Annotated in this window: 17 protein-coding genes; 11 read left to right on the top strand and 6 right to left on the bottom strand. The window is 62.3% G+C overall.

Going from position 1 to position 15,656, the window contains the following annotated elements; genetic code table 11:
* Positions 1 to 140 precede the first annotated feature (140 nt).
* The 5 genes from MRBLMS1_RS29300 to mmsB are packed head-to-tail and all read left to right on the top strand — an operon-like array spanning position 141 to position 5,648.
* Positions 141 to 1,649, top strand: a complete 1,509-nt coding sequence (locus MRBLMS1_RS29300; RefSeq protein WP_485883911.1) for a CoA-acylating methylmalonate-semialdehyde dehydrogenase — start codon at positions 141 to 143, stop codon at positions 1,647 to 1,649.
* Between the two features lie 9 nt (positions 1,650 to 1,658).
* Complete coding sequence (locus tag MRBLMS1_RS29295; RefSeq protein ID WP_072457242.1) at positions 1,659 to 2,819, top strand: acyl-CoA dehydrogenase family protein; 1,161 nt, start codon at positions 1,659 to 1,661, stop codon at positions 2,817 to 2,819.
* Entirely contained in the window at positions 2,816 to 3,601 is a 786-nt protein-coding gene (locus MRBLMS1_RS29290) for an enoyl-CoA hydratase (protein WP_034745699.1), read from the top strand. Before MRBLMS1_RS29295 ends, MRBLMS1_RS29290 begins: the two co-directional genes overlap by 4 nt.
* A complete protein-coding gene (locus tag MRBLMS1_RS29285) occupies positions 3,594 to 4,721 on the top strand; it encodes an enoyl-CoA hydratase/isomerase family protein (RefSeq protein WP_485883909.1) in 1,128 nt (375 codons plus the stop codon). The genes MRBLMS1_RS29290 and MRBLMS1_RS29285 overlap by 8 nt, the downstream gene beginning before the upstream one ends.
* A gap of 24 nt (positions 4,722 to 4,745) precedes the next feature.
* A complete protein-coding gene (gene mmsB, locus MRBLMS1_RS29280; protein ID WP_076565735.1) occupies positions 4,746 to 5,648 on the top strand; it encodes a 3-hydroxyisobutyrate dehydrogenase in 903 nt (300 codons plus the stop codon).
* 187 nt (positions 5,649 to 5,835) lie between these two features.
* Here the strand turns inward: mmsB and MRBLMS1_RS29275 are convergent, their stop codons facing one another.
* Entirely contained in the window at positions 5,836 to 6,417 is a 582-nt protein-coding gene (locus tag MRBLMS1_RS29275; protein WP_485883906.1) for a hypothetical protein, read from the bottom strand.
* Positions 6,418 to 6,458: 41 nt separating this feature from the next.
* Positions 6,459 to 7,058 (bottom strand): hypothetical protein, encoded by a 600-nt coding sequence (locus MRBLMS1_RS29270; protein ID WP_485883905.1) that lies wholly within the window; start codon positions 7,056 to 7,058, stop codon positions 6,459 to 6,461.
* A 243-nt stretch (positions 7,059 to 7,301) separates the two neighbouring features.
* On the opposite strand from MRBLMS1_RS29270, the gene MRBLMS1_RS29265 reads away from it, so the two are divergent.
* Together MRBLMS1_RS29265 and hrcA are read left to right on the top strand one after the other, a co-directional pair.
* On the top strand, positions 7,302 to 8,027 hold the full coding sequence (locus MRBLMS1_RS29265; protein ID WP_485883903.1) for an HAD family hydrolase: 726 nt from the start codon (positions 7,302 to 7,304) through the stop codon (positions 8,025 to 8,027).
* A 101-nt stretch (positions 8,028 to 8,128) separates the two neighbouring features.
* Positions 8,129 to 9,145, top strand: a complete 1,017-nt coding sequence (hrcA, locus tag MRBLMS1_RS29260; protein ID WP_034745713.1) for a heat-inducible transcriptional repressor HrcA — start codon at positions 8,129 to 8,131, stop codon at positions 9,143 to 9,145.
* A gap of 58 nt (positions 9,146 to 9,203) precedes the next feature.
* Here the strand turns inward: hrcA and fur are convergent, their stop codons facing one another.
* Positions 9,204 to 9,635, bottom strand: coding sequence for a ferric iron uptake transcriptional regulator (gene fur / locus MRBLMS1_RS29255; RefSeq protein WP_034745717.1), 432 nt, complete (start codon positions 9,633 to 9,635; stop codon positions 9,204 to 9,206).
* A gap of 195 nt (positions 9,636 to 9,830) precedes the next feature.
* Between fur and MRBLMS1_RS29250 the strand changes: the two genes are divergently transcribed.
* Genes MRBLMS1_RS29250 through MRBLMS1_RS29240 form a run of 3 tightly spaced genes read left to right on the top strand, consistent with a single transcriptional unit; the run spans position 9,831 to position 11,636 of the window.
* Complete coding sequence (locus tag MRBLMS1_RS29250) at positions 9,831 to 10,472, top strand: outer membrane protein assembly factor BamE (RefSeq protein WP_485884047.1); 642 nt, start codon at positions 9,831 to 9,833, stop codon at positions 10,470 to 10,472.
* A 19-nt stretch (positions 10,473 to 10,491) separates the two neighbouring features.
* Positions 10,492 to 11,301: a 4-hydroxy-tetrahydrodipicolinate reductase gene (gene dapB, locus MRBLMS1_RS29245; RefSeq protein ID WP_092711959.1), complete on the top strand. Its 810-nt coding sequence runs from the start codon at positions 10,492 to 10,494 to the stop codon at positions 11,299 to 11,301.
* An 8-nt stretch (positions 11,302 to 11,309) separates the two neighbouring features.
* Positions 11,310 to 11,636 carry a barstar family protein gene (locus MRBLMS1_RS29240; protein WP_100428423.1) on the top strand — a complete coding sequence of 109 codons (327 nt, stop codon included), beginning with the start codon at positions 11,310 to 11,312 and terminating at the stop codon, positions 11,634 to 11,636.
* Positions 11,637 to 11,754: 118 nt separating this feature from the next.
* Here the strand turns inward: MRBLMS1_RS29240 and MRBLMS1_RS29235 are convergent, their stop codons facing one another.
* Together MRBLMS1_RS29235 and MRBLMS1_RS29230 are read right to left on the bottom strand one after the other, a co-directional pair.
* Entirely contained in the window at positions 11,755 to 13,002 is a 1,248-nt protein-coding gene (locus tag MRBLMS1_RS29235; RefSeq protein ID WP_485883900.1) for a CaiB/BaiF CoA transferase family protein, read from the bottom strand.
* Positions 13,002 to 14,180 (bottom strand): acyl-CoA dehydrogenase, encoded by a 1,179-nt coding sequence (locus tag MRBLMS1_RS29230; RefSeq protein WP_035822683.1) that lies wholly within the window; start codon positions 14,178 to 14,180, stop codon positions 13,002 to 13,004. Before MRBLMS1_RS29230 ends, MRBLMS1_RS29235 begins: the two co-directional genes overlap by 1 nt.
* A gap of 161 nt (positions 14,181 to 14,341) precedes the next feature.
* On the opposite strand from MRBLMS1_RS29230, the gene MRBLMS1_RS29225 reads away from it, so the two are divergent.
* Positions 14,342 to 15,238 carry a LysR substrate-binding domain-containing protein gene (locus MRBLMS1_RS29225; RefSeq protein ID WP_189396578.1) on the top strand — a complete coding sequence of 299 codons (897 nt, stop codon included), beginning with the start codon at positions 14,342 to 14,344 and terminating at the stop codon, positions 15,236 to 15,238.
* On the opposite strand, the gene MRBLMS1_RS29220 is transcribed toward MRBLMS1_RS29225, so the two are convergent.
* Complete coding sequence (locus MRBLMS1_RS29220; protein ID WP_485883897.1) at positions 15,235 to 15,600, bottom strand: VOC family protein; 366 nt, start codon at positions 15,598 to 15,600, stop codon at positions 15,235 to 15,237. The genes MRBLMS1_RS29225 and MRBLMS1_RS29220 overlap by 4 nt on opposite strands.
* Positions 15,601 to 15,656 lie beyond the last annotated feature (56 nt).

The following is a 15,656-nucleotide window of genomic DNA, read 5'->3' as shown; positions in this document are numbered from 1 at the left end:
GGTTTGTGGAATCTGCAAATTTACAATCTTTGCAGATTAACAGATTCAGCTTTGCATTATCTCGCATTTTCACGCCTTGTTTGCGGCGGCGATTGTGCGAATAATGCAAACAGACTGATACCCACACAAGGAGACACCGAGTGACCACGCAAAACGCTATTCCGACCGTTCCCCTCTTGATCAACGGCGAGTGGGTTGAATCCCAAACCACCGTCTGGCGCGACGTCGTCAACCCGGCCACGCAGGAAGTCCTGGCCAAGGTGCCGTTCGCTACCCCGGACGAAGTCAACGCGGCCATCGCCTCGGCCCAGCGCGCCTTCAAAACCTGGCGCAAGACGCCGATCGGCGCGCGCGCCCGCATTTTCCTCAAATTGCAGCAGCTGATCCGCGAAAACATGGCCGACCTGGCCGCCACCTTGACGATGGAACAGGGCAAGACTTTGCTCGACGCGGAAGGCGACGTATTCCGTGGCCTGGAAGTGGTGGAACACGCGGCCAATATCGGCACCCTGCAAATGGGTGAATACGCGCAAAACGTGGCCGGCGGCGTCGATACCTACAGCGTGATGCAGCCGCTGGGCGTGTGCGCCGGCATTACCCCGTTCAATTTCCCCGCCATGATCCCCTTGTGGATGTTCCCGATGGCAATTGCCTGCGGCAATACTTTCGTGCTGAAACCATCGGAGCAAGACCCGCTCGTGACGGAAAAGCTCGTGCGCCTGGCCTTGCAGGCGGGCATCCCGGCCGGCGTGCTGAACGTGATCCACGGCGGCGAAGACGTCGTCAACGCCCTGTGCGACCACCGGGACATCAAGGCGATCTCGTTCGTGGGATCGAGCAAGGTGGGCACGCATGTGTACCAGCGCGCCAGCCTGAACGGCAAGCGCGCGCAATGCATGATGGGCGCCAAGAACCACGCCGTCGTCTTGCCGGATGCAAATAAAGAACAGACCTTGAATCAGTTGCTGGGTGCGGGTTTCGGCGCGGCCGGCCAGCGCTGCATGGCCGCCTCTGTCGCCGTGCTGGTGGGCGAGGCGCGCGATTGGCTGCCGGAGCTGGCTGCCAAGGCGCAAACCTTGACAGTCGGCGCGGGCAAGGACAATCCTGACCTGGGGCCCGTCATTTCCTGCGCAGCCAAGGAGCGCGTGCACAGTCTGGTTGTCAAGGGCATCGAGCAGGGCGCCGTGCTGACCCTCGATGGCCGCGACGTGAAAGTCGATGGCTACCCGAACGGCAACTTCGTGGGGCCGACGATTCTCTCCGGCGTGAAGCCCGGCATGGTTGTGTATGACCAGGAAATCTTTGGTCCCGTCCTGATCGTCGTCGAAGTCGACACCTTGGACGAAGCGATTGCCCTGGTCAACGCGAATCCGAACGGCAACGGCACGGCGCTGTTTACGCAAAGCGGCGCGGCCGCGCGCTACTTCCAGGAAGAAATCGACGTGGGCCAAGTCGGCATCAACGTGCCCATTCCCGTGCCCGTTCCCCTGTTCAGCTTTACGGGTTCGCGCGGCTCCAAGCTGGGCGATCTGGGCCCGTTCGGCAAGCAAGTCGTGCTGTTCTACACGCAGACCCAAACGATTACCCAGCGCTGGTTCACGGACGCGGCCTCGGTAGGCAAGGTCAACACGACCATCAGCCTCAAATAAGGAGCTGGCATGGACTTTGAACTGAGCGACGAGCAGCGCGAGTTCCAGCAGGCGGCGCGCGCGTTTGCCGAAGGGGAACTGGCGCCGCATGCGGCCCATTGGGATGCGGAATCGATCTTTCCCGTGGAAACCATCGCCAAGGCGGGCGAGATGGGCTTTTGCGGCCTGTACACGCCGCAGCGCTGGGGCGGCCTGGGTCTGAGCCGCCAGGATGCGGCCATCGTCTTCGAGGAGCTGGCCGGTGGCTGCACCTCGACCACGGCCTACATCACGATTCACAACATGGCCACATGGATGCTGTCGCGCTGGGGGCAGGAAGCCCTGTGCGACGAGTGGGTGCCTGCCCTGGCCGCCGGCCAGAAGCTGGCCAGCTATTGTCTGACGGAACCGCAGTCGGGTTCCGACGCGGCATCCTTGCGCACGAAAGCCGTCAGGGATGGCGACTTTTATGTGCTGGATGGAACCAAGGCCTTCATTTCGGGCGCAGGCCAGACGGACATGCTGATCGTTATGGCACGCACGGGCGGCGAGGGCGCGGCCGGTATTTCCGCGTTTGCCGTGCCGGCGAATTTGCCCGGCATCGTGTATGGCAAGAAGGAAGAAAAGATGGGCTGGAACAGCCAGCCCACGCGCATCATCAGTTTTGACCAGGTGAAAGTTCCTGTTGGTAATTTGCTGGGCGTGGAAGGCGAAGGCTTTGCCATCGCCATGAAGGGCATCGACGGCGGGCGCATCAATATCGCCGTGTGCTCGGTGGGCACGGCGCAGGCGGCCTTGACGCGCGCGCAAGCGTACATGAAAGAGCGCACGCAGTTCGGCCGCGAACTGGCGCAATTCCAGGCCTTGCAATTCAAGCTGGCCGACATGCTGACCGAACTGGTGGCGGCGCGCCAGATGGTGCGCCTGGCGGCCTGGAAACTTGACCAGGAAAGCCCGGACGCCACGGCGTATTGCGCCATGGCAAAGCGTTTCGCCACGGATGTGGGTTTCAATGTGGCCAACGATGCGCTGCAATTGCATGGCGGCTACGGCTACATCCGCGAGTATCCGCTCGAGCGCCATGTGCGCGATACGCGGGTGCACCAGATCCTGGAAGGGACGAATGAAATCATGCGCCTGATCGTCGCGCGAGCGATTTTGAAAGACGGCGCCACGGAGACCTTACGATGAGCAAAGTGTATACGAATTTACTGCTGGAACGCCGTGGCCACACGGCCCTGGTGACCCTCGACAACCCGCCCGCCCACACGTGGACCTTGGCCAGCCTGAACGGGCTGACGCAGCTGGTGGCCGATCTGAATGCGGATCCCGACGTGTACGCGCTCGTGATCACGGGCGGCGGCGCCAAGTTCTTCTCGGCTGGCGCCGACCTGAACGTGTTTGCCGACGGTAACAAGGACACGGCGTTTGCCATGGCCGCCGCGTTTGGCGAGGCGTTCGAGGCATTGTCCGCGTTTCGCGGCGTCAGCATCGCCGCCATCAATGGCTATGCCATGGGCGGCGGGCTCGAATGCGCGCTGGCCTGCGACATCCGCATCGCGGAAGAGCACGCGCAGATGGCCTTGCCGGAAGCGTCCGTCGGCTTGCTGCCGTGCGCGGGCGGCACGCAGCACTTGCCATGGCTGGTGGGCGAAGGCTGGGCCAAGCGCATGATTTTATGCGGCGAGCGCGTCGATGCGGCCAAGGCACTGGCCATCGGCCTCGTCGAGGAAGTCGTGCCAACCGGCAAGGCTGCCGCCACGGCGCTGGCCCTGGCCGCCAAGGTGGCGCGCCAAAGCCCCAGCAGCGTGACGGCGTGCAAGACCCTGATCCAGGGCGCGCGCAGCCATCCGCTCGTCAATTCTCTGCCCGATGAACGCACCCTGTTCCTGGGCCTGTTCGATACGCAAGACCAGAAAGAGGGCGTGCAAGCGTTCCTGGAAAAACGTCCGGCGGAGTGGCGCAATGGCTGAAACCTTGGTTGAAACAGTAAAACTGGAAGAGCGCGACTGTCCCGGCGGCATGAAGCTGGGTGTCATCACCCTCGATGCGCCGAAGTCGCTGCATGCGCTGACCCTGGACATGATACGCGCCATCGATGGCGCCCTCGTGCGCTGGGCCAGTGACGACGCCATCGCCTGCGTGGTGCTGCACTCGTCGACCGACAAGGCCTTTTGCGCGGGCGGCGACGTGCGCAGCCTTCGCTCGGCCGTTGCCGAGCAGCCGAATGTCGTGCCGAACCCGCAGGCGCTGGCCTTCTTTGCCGAGGAATACCGGCTCGACCACCGCATCCATACGTATGTGAAACCGCTGCTGGTGTGGGGCGGCGGCATCGTCATGGGAGGTGGCCTGGGTCTGATGGCGGGCGCCAGCCACCGCGTCGTGACGGAAAGCACGCGCATCGCCATGCCGGAAATCGCGATCGGCCTGTTCCCCGACGTGGGGGGCAGCTGGTTCCTGGGCCGCATGCCGGGGCGCAGCGGCCTGTTCCTGGGCTTGACGGGTGCGCCGATGAACGCGGCCGACGCCCTGTTCTCGGGTCTCGGCGACTATTTCCTGCGCCAGGAAGAGCGCGCCATGGTGCTCGACGCTCTTGCGCTGGCGCAATGGCAAGCCAGCCCGCAGGCGAACGGCGAGCAGCTGGACCGCTTGCTGCGCGGTTTCTCGGCGCCCGCATCCATGCTGCCCGTCTCGGAAGTACGCGCCAACTTCGACGCCATCGCCACCCTGACGCAAGCACCCACCTTGCCCGAAGTGGTGGCCGCCATTGCCGCCTATGACGGCGATTCGGCCTGGCTGCAAAAGGCAGCCCATTCGCTGGCCAAGGGTGCGCCCAGCTCGGCCGCCTTGGTCTGGGCCATGCGCGACCGCACACGCCACATGAGTTTGGCGCAAGTGTTCCAGCTGGAACTGATCGTGGCCGTGCAATGCTGCGCCCATGCGGACTTCAGCGAAGGCGTGCGCGCCTTGCTGATCGACAAGGACAACGCGCCGCAGTGGCAGCCGGCCAGCCTGGCCGAGGTCGGCGATGCGTATCTGAATGAATATTTCGCGGCGCCATGGGATAGCCATCCTTTGCGCGACCTGCATTAAAAGAACAACAGGAGACTTTAAAAAATGCAACATATCGCTTTCATCGGCCTGGGCAACATGGGCGCGCCGATGGCCCGCAATCTGGTGGCCGCCGGCTTCCACGTGTCCGTCTTCGACTTGGCGCCAGCAGCCGTCGCATCCCTCGTTGAAGCGGGCGCCACGGCGGCTGCGTCCGCCAGCGCGGCCGTACAGACGGCCGACGCCGTCATCACCATGCTGCCAGCTAACAAACACGTGCAGGAGCTGTACCTGGCGGCCGGCGGCGTGCTCGATTCGGCCAAGCCCGGCGCCCTGTTCATCGATTGCAGCACCATCGCCGCCGATGTGGCGCGCCAGGTGGCGCAGGCGGCCAGCGAACGCGGCTTTGCCATGATCGATGCGCCCGTCTCGGGCGGCACGGCGGGCGCGGCGGCCGGCACGCTGACCTTCATCGTCGGCGGCAGCGAAGCGGCCTTGCAGCAGGCGCGTCCATTGCTGGAAAAGATGGGCAAGAACATCTTCCATGCGGGCGAGGCGGGTGCGGGCCAGGTGGCGAAGATTTGCAACAACATGCTGCTGGGTATCTTGATGGCCGGTACGGCCGAGGCGCTGAACCTCGGTGTGGCGCATGGCCTGGACCCGAAAGTGTTGTCCGACATCATGGCCAAGAGTTCGGGCCGCAACTGGACCCTGGAAGTGTACAACCCGTGGCCAGGCGTCATGGACGGCACGCCCGCGTCGCGCAATTACACGGGCGGCTTCGGCACCGCGCTGATGCTCAAAGATCTGGGCCTGGCGCAGCAGTCGGCCCTGTCGGCGAACGCACCCACGCCTTTGGGCGGGCTGGTGCGCCAGCTGTATCAGATGCATGCGCAAGCCGGTTATGCGCAGCAGGATTTCTCCAGCATCGTGCAGATGCTGCAGCCGGGCTTGAATAAATCTGCCTGAGGAATTTTGGGCAAAAAAAAGCCCGCTGGTAAAAGCGGGCTAAATCCAATTCTTGGAAGAGTTGGAGGAGACAGATGCATTATGCTGCATCGCCACATATAACTCCAATTTATCTTTGGAATATCAATTATATATTTCAGTGATATCTCTTCCTGGCAGCCGCGTGGCGGCTGCCAGCGTCACAGCGTTAGCCCGGATTGCAGGCGATCTGCACGGTGGTCACGTTCGCTTCGCCCATCACGCCGACGCCAGTGTTGGGCGCCACGCTGCATTTCAAGCCGGTTGGCTGGGTAAATACACTGATGCCATACTTGTCGCCATCGGCGACAGGCGCTGCCAGGGTAAAGGTCGTGCTGCCTTTGGCCACCGTGGTTTGCGCATTGCCGTTGATCAAAACCAATCCATCCGCCGTCAGGCCGCTAACCGTGCCGCCCACCGTATACCTGTTTTGCGAACAGGAAACCGATGCCTGGATACTGACGTAGTGGCCAGCCGAACCGGTGCCGCCACTGACGGTGCAAGTCATATGGGCTGGCTGGGTCTGCACGGTGATGTTGTAGTCGGTGCCGTAGTCGATGCGTTTTTTAAAGGTAAACGAGGTCTCGCCGGCTTTGATCGCGAGGGGTTCACCGCCGTTGACCAGGATCAGGCCGTCGGTGTTCAAGTTGCTGATGGTGCCGCTGACATCATATGAGGCCTTGCCGCCGCAAGCAGCCAGTCCCAGGGTCAACAGCAGCGCGGCGAGTGGGCGCAGGCAGGATAACTTCATGTATTTCTCCAATCCAATATAGGGGTGACGAATCGCGTGGCTTACTGCGCCGTGCAGTTCAGTGTGGCGCCGGTCGTGGCGGCGGAACCCATGGTGCCGACGACATCACGGCCGTTGGCGCTGGCAGAGCCCACGAAACTGCACGTCTGGCCCGCTGGATATGTCGCTATGGAAATATTGTAGGCGATGCCGTCATTGACAGCCGGGAACGTATAGCTCGTGCTGCCTTTCAGCGGGCTGGTGCTGGCGTTGCCAATGGCCAAGGTCAAACCGTCGGCGGTCAGGCCCGTGATCGTGCCGCTCAGCGGATAGGTATTGGTCGTGCAAGTCACCAGGGCAGTGGTCACGGTATAGCTCGATGCCTTGCCTGCGCCATTGCTAATCGTGCACACGGCGCCTTTGGGCTGTTGTGCGATGCTGATGTCATAGCGGTCATCAGTGTTGATCAGCTTGGTGAAAACAACGGAGGTCTGGCCCGCAGTAACCGGTAAGCGTTCCCCGTCATTCAGGAGAATCAGGCCATCTTTTGCCAGGTCCCTGATTTGGACTTGCAAATACAAGTTGCCGCCGCTGCCGCCGCAGGCCGCCAATGTGACGGCGCAAGCCGCCGCCAGCATCGAGCGCAGGTACAAATTTTTCATACATTCTCCAAAACGAATTAGGTTGGGTAGCGCAACGCGGACGCTGGCGCCGCATTGGAATGGCGCCTATTTTAGTCTATCTGGCAAGCTGAATGATCTTGCCTTGTATCACCCTGTAACAATTTTTCGCCGGGAAGCGCTGGCCCGGCCCCATTTCATGGGGGCGCAGCCATGCCGGAGGCGGCGATCGGTGCGACAATAGATGCAGGCTGCGCACTGTGGCGCGGCATCACCGTGAATCCCATGTCCCTTGCTACTGTAAAACCTGCCGTGCCGCCCAAGGCGATCCTGTTCGATCTTGACGATACCTTGTGGCCCATCGCGCCCGTGATTGCCGCCGCCGAAACCCTGCTGCACGACTGGCTGGCCACGCATGCGCCCAGGGTGGCGCAGCAGTTTTCCATCGAGGTGCTGCGCCAGCACCGCCTGGCCATGCTCAATGAACAACCGCATTTTCATGGCAATCTGATCGAGTTGCGCCGCGCGGGCCTGCTGACCGCCTTCGAAGCTGCCGGCGAGGATCCCGCCCTGGTCGACGGCGCCATCGCGCAGTTTCTGGCGGCGCGCCATCGCGTCCAGCCGTATGACGATGTCTTGCCTGGCCTGGCCTGGATGGGCCAGCGCATGCTGGTCGGCTCCATCTCGAACGGCAATGCGGACCTTGACATTATTGGCCTGGCGCAGCATTTCAAGGTATCGATCGCCGCCAGCGATTTCGGCGTCGCCAAGCCCGACGCCAGCATCTTCCTGGCTGGCTGCGCCGCGCTGGGCGTGGCGCCGCATGAAGCCGTGTATGTCGGCGACGACCTGTATTTCGATGTGACGGGGGCGCAAGGGGCGGGCATGCGTGCCGTATGGATGAACCGCAAGGGCAGCGACGCCCACCTGGCCGCCGGCGTGCAGCCCGACGCCATCTGTGCCAACTTTGATGAATTGCTGCTGTGGCTGCAGGAGCAACTGGAAGATTGATCGCCGCCGGACGGGCGAACGTGCATAATAGGCGCTGTTGATGCACGTTCGGCCGCTTTCGTTGCCGCTTGCCTAACAAAATACTTTCTAAATAGAACACCATGCAACTCGATACACGTGCCCAAACACTGCTGAAAGCCCTGGTCGAGCGATATATCGCCGACGGCCTGCCGGTCGGTTCGCGCGCCTTGTCGAAAATTTCCGGCCTCGACCTGTCGCCAGCCACGATCCGCAACATCATGGCCGATCTGGAAGAGCTCGGTTATGTGTCCAGTCCGCATACCTCGGCCGGACGCATCCCCACGCCGCGCGGCTACCGCATCTTTGTCGACACCTTGCTGACTGTCCGGCATCTGGACGAACATCTGGTGGAGTCGCGCATGCGCCTGCAGACGCCGCAGCCGCAAAAAACCATCGCCAACGCGGCGCAGATGCTGTCATCGCTGTCGCAGTTTGCCGGCGTCGTGCTCAGCCCGCGCCGCGAATCCGTGTTCCAGCAAATCGAATTCCTGCGCCTTTCCGAAAAACGCATCCTGCTCGTCATCGTCGCCCCCGGCGGCGACGTGCAGAACCGGTTATTGCTGACGGAGGCCGACTATACGCCGGCGCAACTAGTGCAATCGGCCAACTACATCAACCAGAATTATGGCGGCCTGTCGTTCGACGCCGTGCGCGTGCGCCTGCAGGGCGAGCTGCGCCAGTTACGCGACGACATGGGCAGCCTGATGCAGGCGGCCGTGGAAGCGGGCAGCGAAGCGATGGCCGACCATAGCGACGACATGGTGATTTCCGGCGAGCGCAACTTGCTCAGCGTGAGCGATCTGTCATCGAATATGCATTCGCTGCGCCAGATGTTCGACATGTTCGAGCAAAAGACGGGCTTGATGCAGCTGCTCGACGTGTCGAGCAAGGCGACGGGCGTGCAGATTTTCATCGGCGGCGAATCGAACCTGGTGCCGATGGATGAAATGAGCGTGGTGACGGCGCCGTATGAAGTCAACGGCAAGATCGTGGGAACGTTGGGAGTGATCGGACCGACGCGCATGGCTTACGAGCGCGTCATCCCGATTGTCGATATCACGGCCAAGTTGCTGTCAAGCGCGCTCAGCCATCATTGATCGTACTGCCTGACGCGCCAGCCGTTCCATGGGAACGGCCGGCGAAATGTGTCAGATGTCAGGCGGTTTTGTGCGGGCAAGCCGTCTTGGTACAGTTGCCGTAGATGGCCAGCGCGTGTTCGGCGATCTTGAAGCCGCGCTCTTCAGCCACTTTTTGCTGGCGGATTTCGATTTCTTCGTCAAAGAATTCTTCGACCCGGCCACAGTCGAGGCACACCAGATGGTCGTGGTGGGAGCCTTCGTTGAGTTCGAAAATCGCCTTGCCGGTTTCAAAATGGTTGCGGTTGAGCAAGCCTGCCTGTTCGAATTGGGTCAGGACGCGGTAGACAGTTGCCAAACCGACATCCATATTGTCGGCCAGCAGAATCTTGTAGACGTCTTCCGCGGTCAGGTGGCGTACCGGGCTACTCTGGAAGATATCGAGTATCTTCAGCCGTGGCAGGGTGGCTTTCAGGCCGCTTGCCTTGAGATCACTAGGATTGTTACTCATGTTTGTTGCTCGTATGTGGGTCAGGTGCTTTATCATATAGCGTTTTAGCGGGGAGTGCCAAAATATGCATTTTTTGGCAGGCCGGCCACTCCTGGCGTTTTGTTCATCAAATTGAGGTCATTTATGCGCGTAACACCGGCTGTATTGCCATCTCTCTGGCACCGTATTTCATTCCGAGCACCAGTCGTGGCAGGCATGGTCTGTGTCGCGCTGGCCATGTCCGGCTGCGCCAGCCGTGGCATCCTTGGCGAAAAGCCGGCAGCTGCTCAAAAAGAAGGCAAGGAACTGGTCCCCGAACAGGGCGCACAAACGACCACCATTACGCCGCTGCAAAAATTCATGTGGTTTTTTTCGCCCTACCGTCCTGACATTCAACAAGGCAACTTTGTCTCCGAAGAGATGCTGGCCCAGCTGAAAGTGGGCATGACGCGCGACCAGGTGCGCTTCGTCCTCGGCACCTCGCTGCTGACCGATATCTTCCATGCCGACCGCTGGGATTACCCATTCCGCCTGGCCCGGGGCAGTGGCGAAACCACCAGCAGCCGCGTGGTCGTGTACTTCGGCAAGGATGGCAAAGTGGAACGTTTCGAAGGCGGCAACTTGCCGACGGAGAAAGAATACATCGATCGTATCGCCGGTCCGTCGCCGTTCGCCAAGGTCGCCAAGGCTGACGTGCCTGCCGCCGTCGTGCCATCGCCCGTGGCGCCAAGCGCCGTGCCGGTGCCGGCCGATGCCGCCCCTGCTATTCCTGTGAGCAAGCCTGACGTTGCACCCGCACCCGCAACGGCGCCTGCCGCCGAGCCTGCACCTGCACCTGCTGCCGAACCCACCAAATAAGCTGTTGTAAGAGAATAAAATGACTGAACTGAAAATCGCCATCGCTGGCGCCAGCGGCCGCATGGGCCATATCCTGATCGAAGCGGTCAGCAACGCGCCCGACGCCGTGCTCGCTGGCGCGCTCGACCGCGCCGGCTCGCCGTCCGTCGGCCAGGATGCCGCCGCTTTCCTCGGCAAGCCTGCCGGCGTGCTGATCGAGTCCGACCTGGCCACCGGCCTGGCCGGCGCCGATTACCTGATCGACTTCACGCGCCCCGAAGGCACTTTGCAGCATCTGGCGTATTGCGCCGAGCACGGCATCAAGATGATCATCGGCACCACCGGTTTCGATGACGCTGGCAAGGCTGCCATTGCCGCCGCCGCCGAAAAGACGGCCATCATGTTCGCACCGAACATGAGCGTGGGCGTAAACGTCACCATGAAGCTGCTGGAACTGGCCGCGAAAAGCCTGTCCGAAGGTTACGACATTGAAATCATCGAAGCGCATCACCGCCACAAGGTCGATGCGCCATCGGGCACCGCCCTGCAAATGGGTGAAGTGGTGGCCGGCGCCCTGGGCCGCGACCTGAAGGAATGCGCCGTCTACGGCCGCGAAGGCGTGACGGGCGAACGCGATCCGTCGACCATCGGCTTTGCCACCATCCGCGGCGGCGATATCGTCGGCGACCATACGGTGCTGTTTGCCGGCATCGGCGAGCGCATCGAGATCAGCCACAAGTCGAGCAGCCGCGTCACCTACGCCCACGGCGCCCTGCGCGCCGCGCGTTTCCTGGCCGACAAGCCGACCGGCCTGTTCGACATGCAGGATGTGCTGTCGCTGAAGAACTGAGGAGCACCATGGCCACTGCCATCCTGAATGGAAAAGACATCAGCGACGAAGCGAGCTTTCACGCGCAATGCGTGCAAGCCTTCGGTTTCCCCGAGTTCTACGGCAACAGCATGGATGCCTGGGTCGATTGCCTCAGCTATTTGCGCGACGACGAAAACATGACGCAGTTCCGTTTGAAACCGAACGAAGTGCTCGAGATTGTTGTGCAGGATGCGGAGTCCATGAAGGCGCAAGTGCCCGACTTGCTGGAAGAAATCACCTTCTGCATCGCCGGCATCAATGAGCGCTATGACGATTATGGCGAAAAGCCGGCGTTGAAGCTGGTACTCAAGTAAATAGCATCGTAGGTCGGATTAGGCCCTGCGGGCCGTAATCCGACAACATTGTTGGCGCTGGGTGCGGTGTCGGATTACGCGCAAGCGCTAATCCGACCTACGTCCGGACGACCAACATTTACACCACCTTGCGCTCGCGCAAGCCGTCAATCTCCGCACTGTCCAATCCCAGCCACTGCTGCAGCACTTCCTGCGTATGCTGCCCCAGCAACGGCGGCGGAAAGCGGTATTGCACCGGCGAGCCGGACAGGCGCACGGGATTGGCCACCAGCGCCACCGTGCCCGCCGTCGGATGCGGCATCTCCACTTTCAAGCCACGTGCCACCACTTGCGGGTCGGCAAACACCTGGTCGATGCGGTTGACGGGGCCGCAGGGCACGGCTTGCGCCTCGAACGCGCTGATCCACTCGGCCGTCGTGCGCATGACCGTGGTCTGGCGCATCAAGGGGATCAGGATCGCCCGGTGCGCCACGCGCTGCGGATTGGTGGCGAAGCGTTCATCTTGCGCCCATTCCGGGTGGCCGGCGACGGCGCAAAAGCGCGAAAACTGCCCATCGTTGCCGATCGCCAAAATCATGTCGCCATCGGCCGTAGGAAAGTCCTGGTAAGGCACGATGTTCGGATGTGCATTGCCCATGCGCTGGGGCACCTTGCCGCCGCACAGGTAGTTGGCCGCCTGGTTGCCCAGCGCCGCCACTTGCACGTCCAGCAAGGCCAGGTCGATATGCTGGCCCAGGCCCGAGCGTTCCCGTTCGGCCAGCGCCGCCTGCACGGCGATGGTGGCGTACAGGCCCGTCAGGATGTCCGTCTGCGCCACGCCCACTTTTTGCGGTCCGGCGCCCGGCTGGCCATCGGGCACGCCCGTGATGCTCATCAAGCCGCCCATGCCCTGGATCAGGAAGTCATAGCCGGCGCGCGCCGCGTACGGCCCATCCTGGCCGAAGCCCGTGATGGAGCAGTAGACGAGGCGCGGATTGAGCGCCAGCAAGCTGGCCGCATCGAGGCCGTATTGCTTCAAGCCATCGAGCTTGAAATTTTCCAGCAGCACGTCCGATTCGGCAGCCAGCTTGCGCACCAGCGCTTGCCCTTCGGGCGCGGCCAGGTCGATGCACAAGGAGCGCTTGTTGCGGTTGGCACACTGGAAATAGGCGGCCTCGGCCGTGTCGCGGCCATCTTCATCCTTCAGATACGGTGGACCCCAGGAGCGCGTGTCGTCGCCGCGGCCCGGCTGTTCAACCTTGACGACGTCGGCGCCCAGGTCGGCCAGCATTTGCCCGGCCCACGGGCCGGCCAGCACGCGCGACAGGTCGAGCACGCGCAAGCCGGTCAGCGGCGCGGGCCGCAAGGTGGAAGCCAAGGCGTCCATTAGTTGAAGGCGGCGATGCCGGTGATGGCGCGGCCGATGATCAGCGCGTGCACATCGTGCGTGCCTTCGTAGGTGTTGACCACTTCCAGGTTGACCAGGTGACGGATGACGCCGAACTCGTCGGAAATGCCGTTGCCACCCATCATGTCGCGCGCCACGCGGGCAATATCGAGCGCCTTGCCGCAGCTGTTGCGTTTCATGATAGAGGTGATTTCCACGGCCGGCGAGCCTTCATCCTTCATGCGGCCCAGGCGCAAGCAGCCTTGCAAGCCCATGGTGATTTCCGTCAGCATGTCGGCCAGTTTCTTTTGCACCAGCTGGTTCGCGGCCAATGGGCGGCCGAATTGCTGGCGGTCCATTGTGTACTGGCGTGCTTTCAGGTAGCAGTCTTCGGCCGCACCCAGCGCGCCCCAGGCGATGCCGTAGCGGGCGCTGTTCAGGCAAGTGAACGGGCCTTTCAGGCCGCGCACGTCGGGGAAGGCGTTTTCTTCAGGGCAAAATACTTCATCCATGACGATTTCACCGGTGATGCTGGTGCGTAAGCCGACTTTGCCGTGGATTTCCGGCGCCGACAGGCCTTTCCAGCCTTTTTCCAGCACGAAGCCGCGGATCGCGCCTTCATCGTCCTTGGCCCAGACGACGAACACGTCGGCGATCGGGCTGTTGGTGATCCACATCTTTGCGCCCGACAAGCTGTAGCCGCCCGGCACTTTACGGGCGCGCGTGACCATGCTGCCAGGGTCGGAGCCGTGGTTCGGTTCCGTCAGGCCGAAGCAGCCGATGAATTCGCCCGTCGCCAGTTTCGGCAGGTATTTCTGTTTGGTTTCTTCGTTGCCGAAGGCGTTGATCGGCACCATCACCAAGGACGATTGCACGCTCATCATCGAACGGTAGCCCGAATCGACGCGCTCGACTTCGCGTGCGGCCAGGCCGTAGCAGACGTAGTTCAGGCCGGCGCCACCGTATTCTTCAGGAATGGTGGTGCCCAGCAAGCCCAGCTCGCCCATTTCGCGGAAGATGGCCGCGTCCGTGCGGCCATGGCGGAACGATTCGAGTACGCGTGGCACCAGGCTGCCCTGGCAATAGTCGCGGGCCGCTTCCAGCACGGCGCGTTCGTCGCCCGTCAGTTGTTCTTCCAGCAGCAGGGGGGAATTCCAGTCGAATACGGTTTTGCTCATCACAGGCCTCGCAGGTGAGCGCCGGTGATCGGCGCAAGATTGAATATGGCTCATGGTAGGTTTTTGCCTAGCCTTGCGCAAACGATTTTTTCGCACCCAGACATGCGTGTGGCGCATATCTTGCGGCATACTAGGAGCCTTTCACCGGCCGGATACTCCCCATGTCACGCAAAATTCCCATGCTGCAAGCCCTGAACTGCTTCGAAGCGGCTGCGCGGCACCAGAGCTACACGCATGCGGCGCGCGAACTGTCGCTGACGCAAAGTGCCGTGTCGCGCCAGATATCCTCCTTGGAAAGCTTTCTTGGCGTGCAACTGTTCCAGCGCACGCGCCATGGCGTGTTGCTGACCAGCGCCGGCGCCGCGTATGCGCGGCAGATCGCGGCGCGTCTCGATGGTCTCGAGCGCGACACGCTCGACACCATGGCGCGCCAAGGCGGTGGCGGCGCCTTGCAACTGGCTTCGGTCCCCACGTTTGCCACGCGCTGGCTGATGCCGCGGCTGGCTTCACTGGCGGGCTTGCACCCGGACATCGTCGTGCATATCGACGCCTACACGAAACCGTTCATGTTTGCCGATACGGAATACGACGGCGCCCTGTACGCGGGCACGCCCGAGCAGCTGGCGCGCTGGCCCGGCACGCGCGCCACCTTGCTCATGCATGAAGAAATCGTGCCCGTCGCCAGCCCCCGTCTGCTGGCCGCGCGCAGCGCCTGGCAGCCGCAGGATTTATTGGAATTGACCTTGTTGCAGCAAAGTACGCGCCCAGGCGCCTGGCGCCAGTGGTTTGACGCCATGCAGGTCGATGGGGAACTGGCGCGCTACGGCGCCCGCTATGAACTGTTTTCCATGCTGGCCATGGCGGCCGTGCAAGGGCAGGGCGTGGTCTTGCTGCCACGCATGCTGGTGGAGGCGGAACTGGCGCGCGGCGAGCTGCGCATCGCATGCGAGCGCCCACTGCGCGGCCAGCGCGCGTATTACCTGATCACGCCCGAGGCGGCGCATGAAAAACTGGCCTTGCAGCAGTTCCGGCAATGGCTGCAAGACGAGGCGGCCTAGACGACCTTGGCCGTGTCGAAGTGGGGATTGTCGATCAGGCCGATCTGGTTGCCGAACGGGTCGAGCAATTCCATCGTGCGGATGCCGTCGCCCACGTCCGTGATCGGATGGTGCAGGCTGCCACCCAGCGCCACGATGCGCTCGACTTCCTGCTCGATGCCGTCCACGCCCCAGTACGTCACGCTGCCCTGCGTGCCCGGCTGGCCGTCCGGCAGCAAGCCCAGCTCGAAGCCGCCGATATTGAAGCCGACATAGAACGGCTGGTCGAAATACGGCGCCGTGCCGAATACCTGGCTGTACCAGGCCTTGGCCTTGTCCAGGTCGGGGACAGGATAGGTGACGGTGCGTAAACCCTTGATCATGTGCTACTCCTGATGAATGAAGAATACGGTCATCATGCCACCGGCGCGCGGCGCGT

Origin of the sequence: Massilia sp. LMS1-1-1.1 (genome assembly GCF_040815535.1) — a bacterium.
In the GTDB taxonomy this organism is placed as follows: Bacteria; Pseudomonadota; Gammaproteobacteria; order Burkholderiales; family Burkholderiaceae_D; genus Janthinobacterium; species Janthinobacterium aestuarii.
This window is presented reverse-complemented; position numbering and strand designations above follow the sequence as displayed.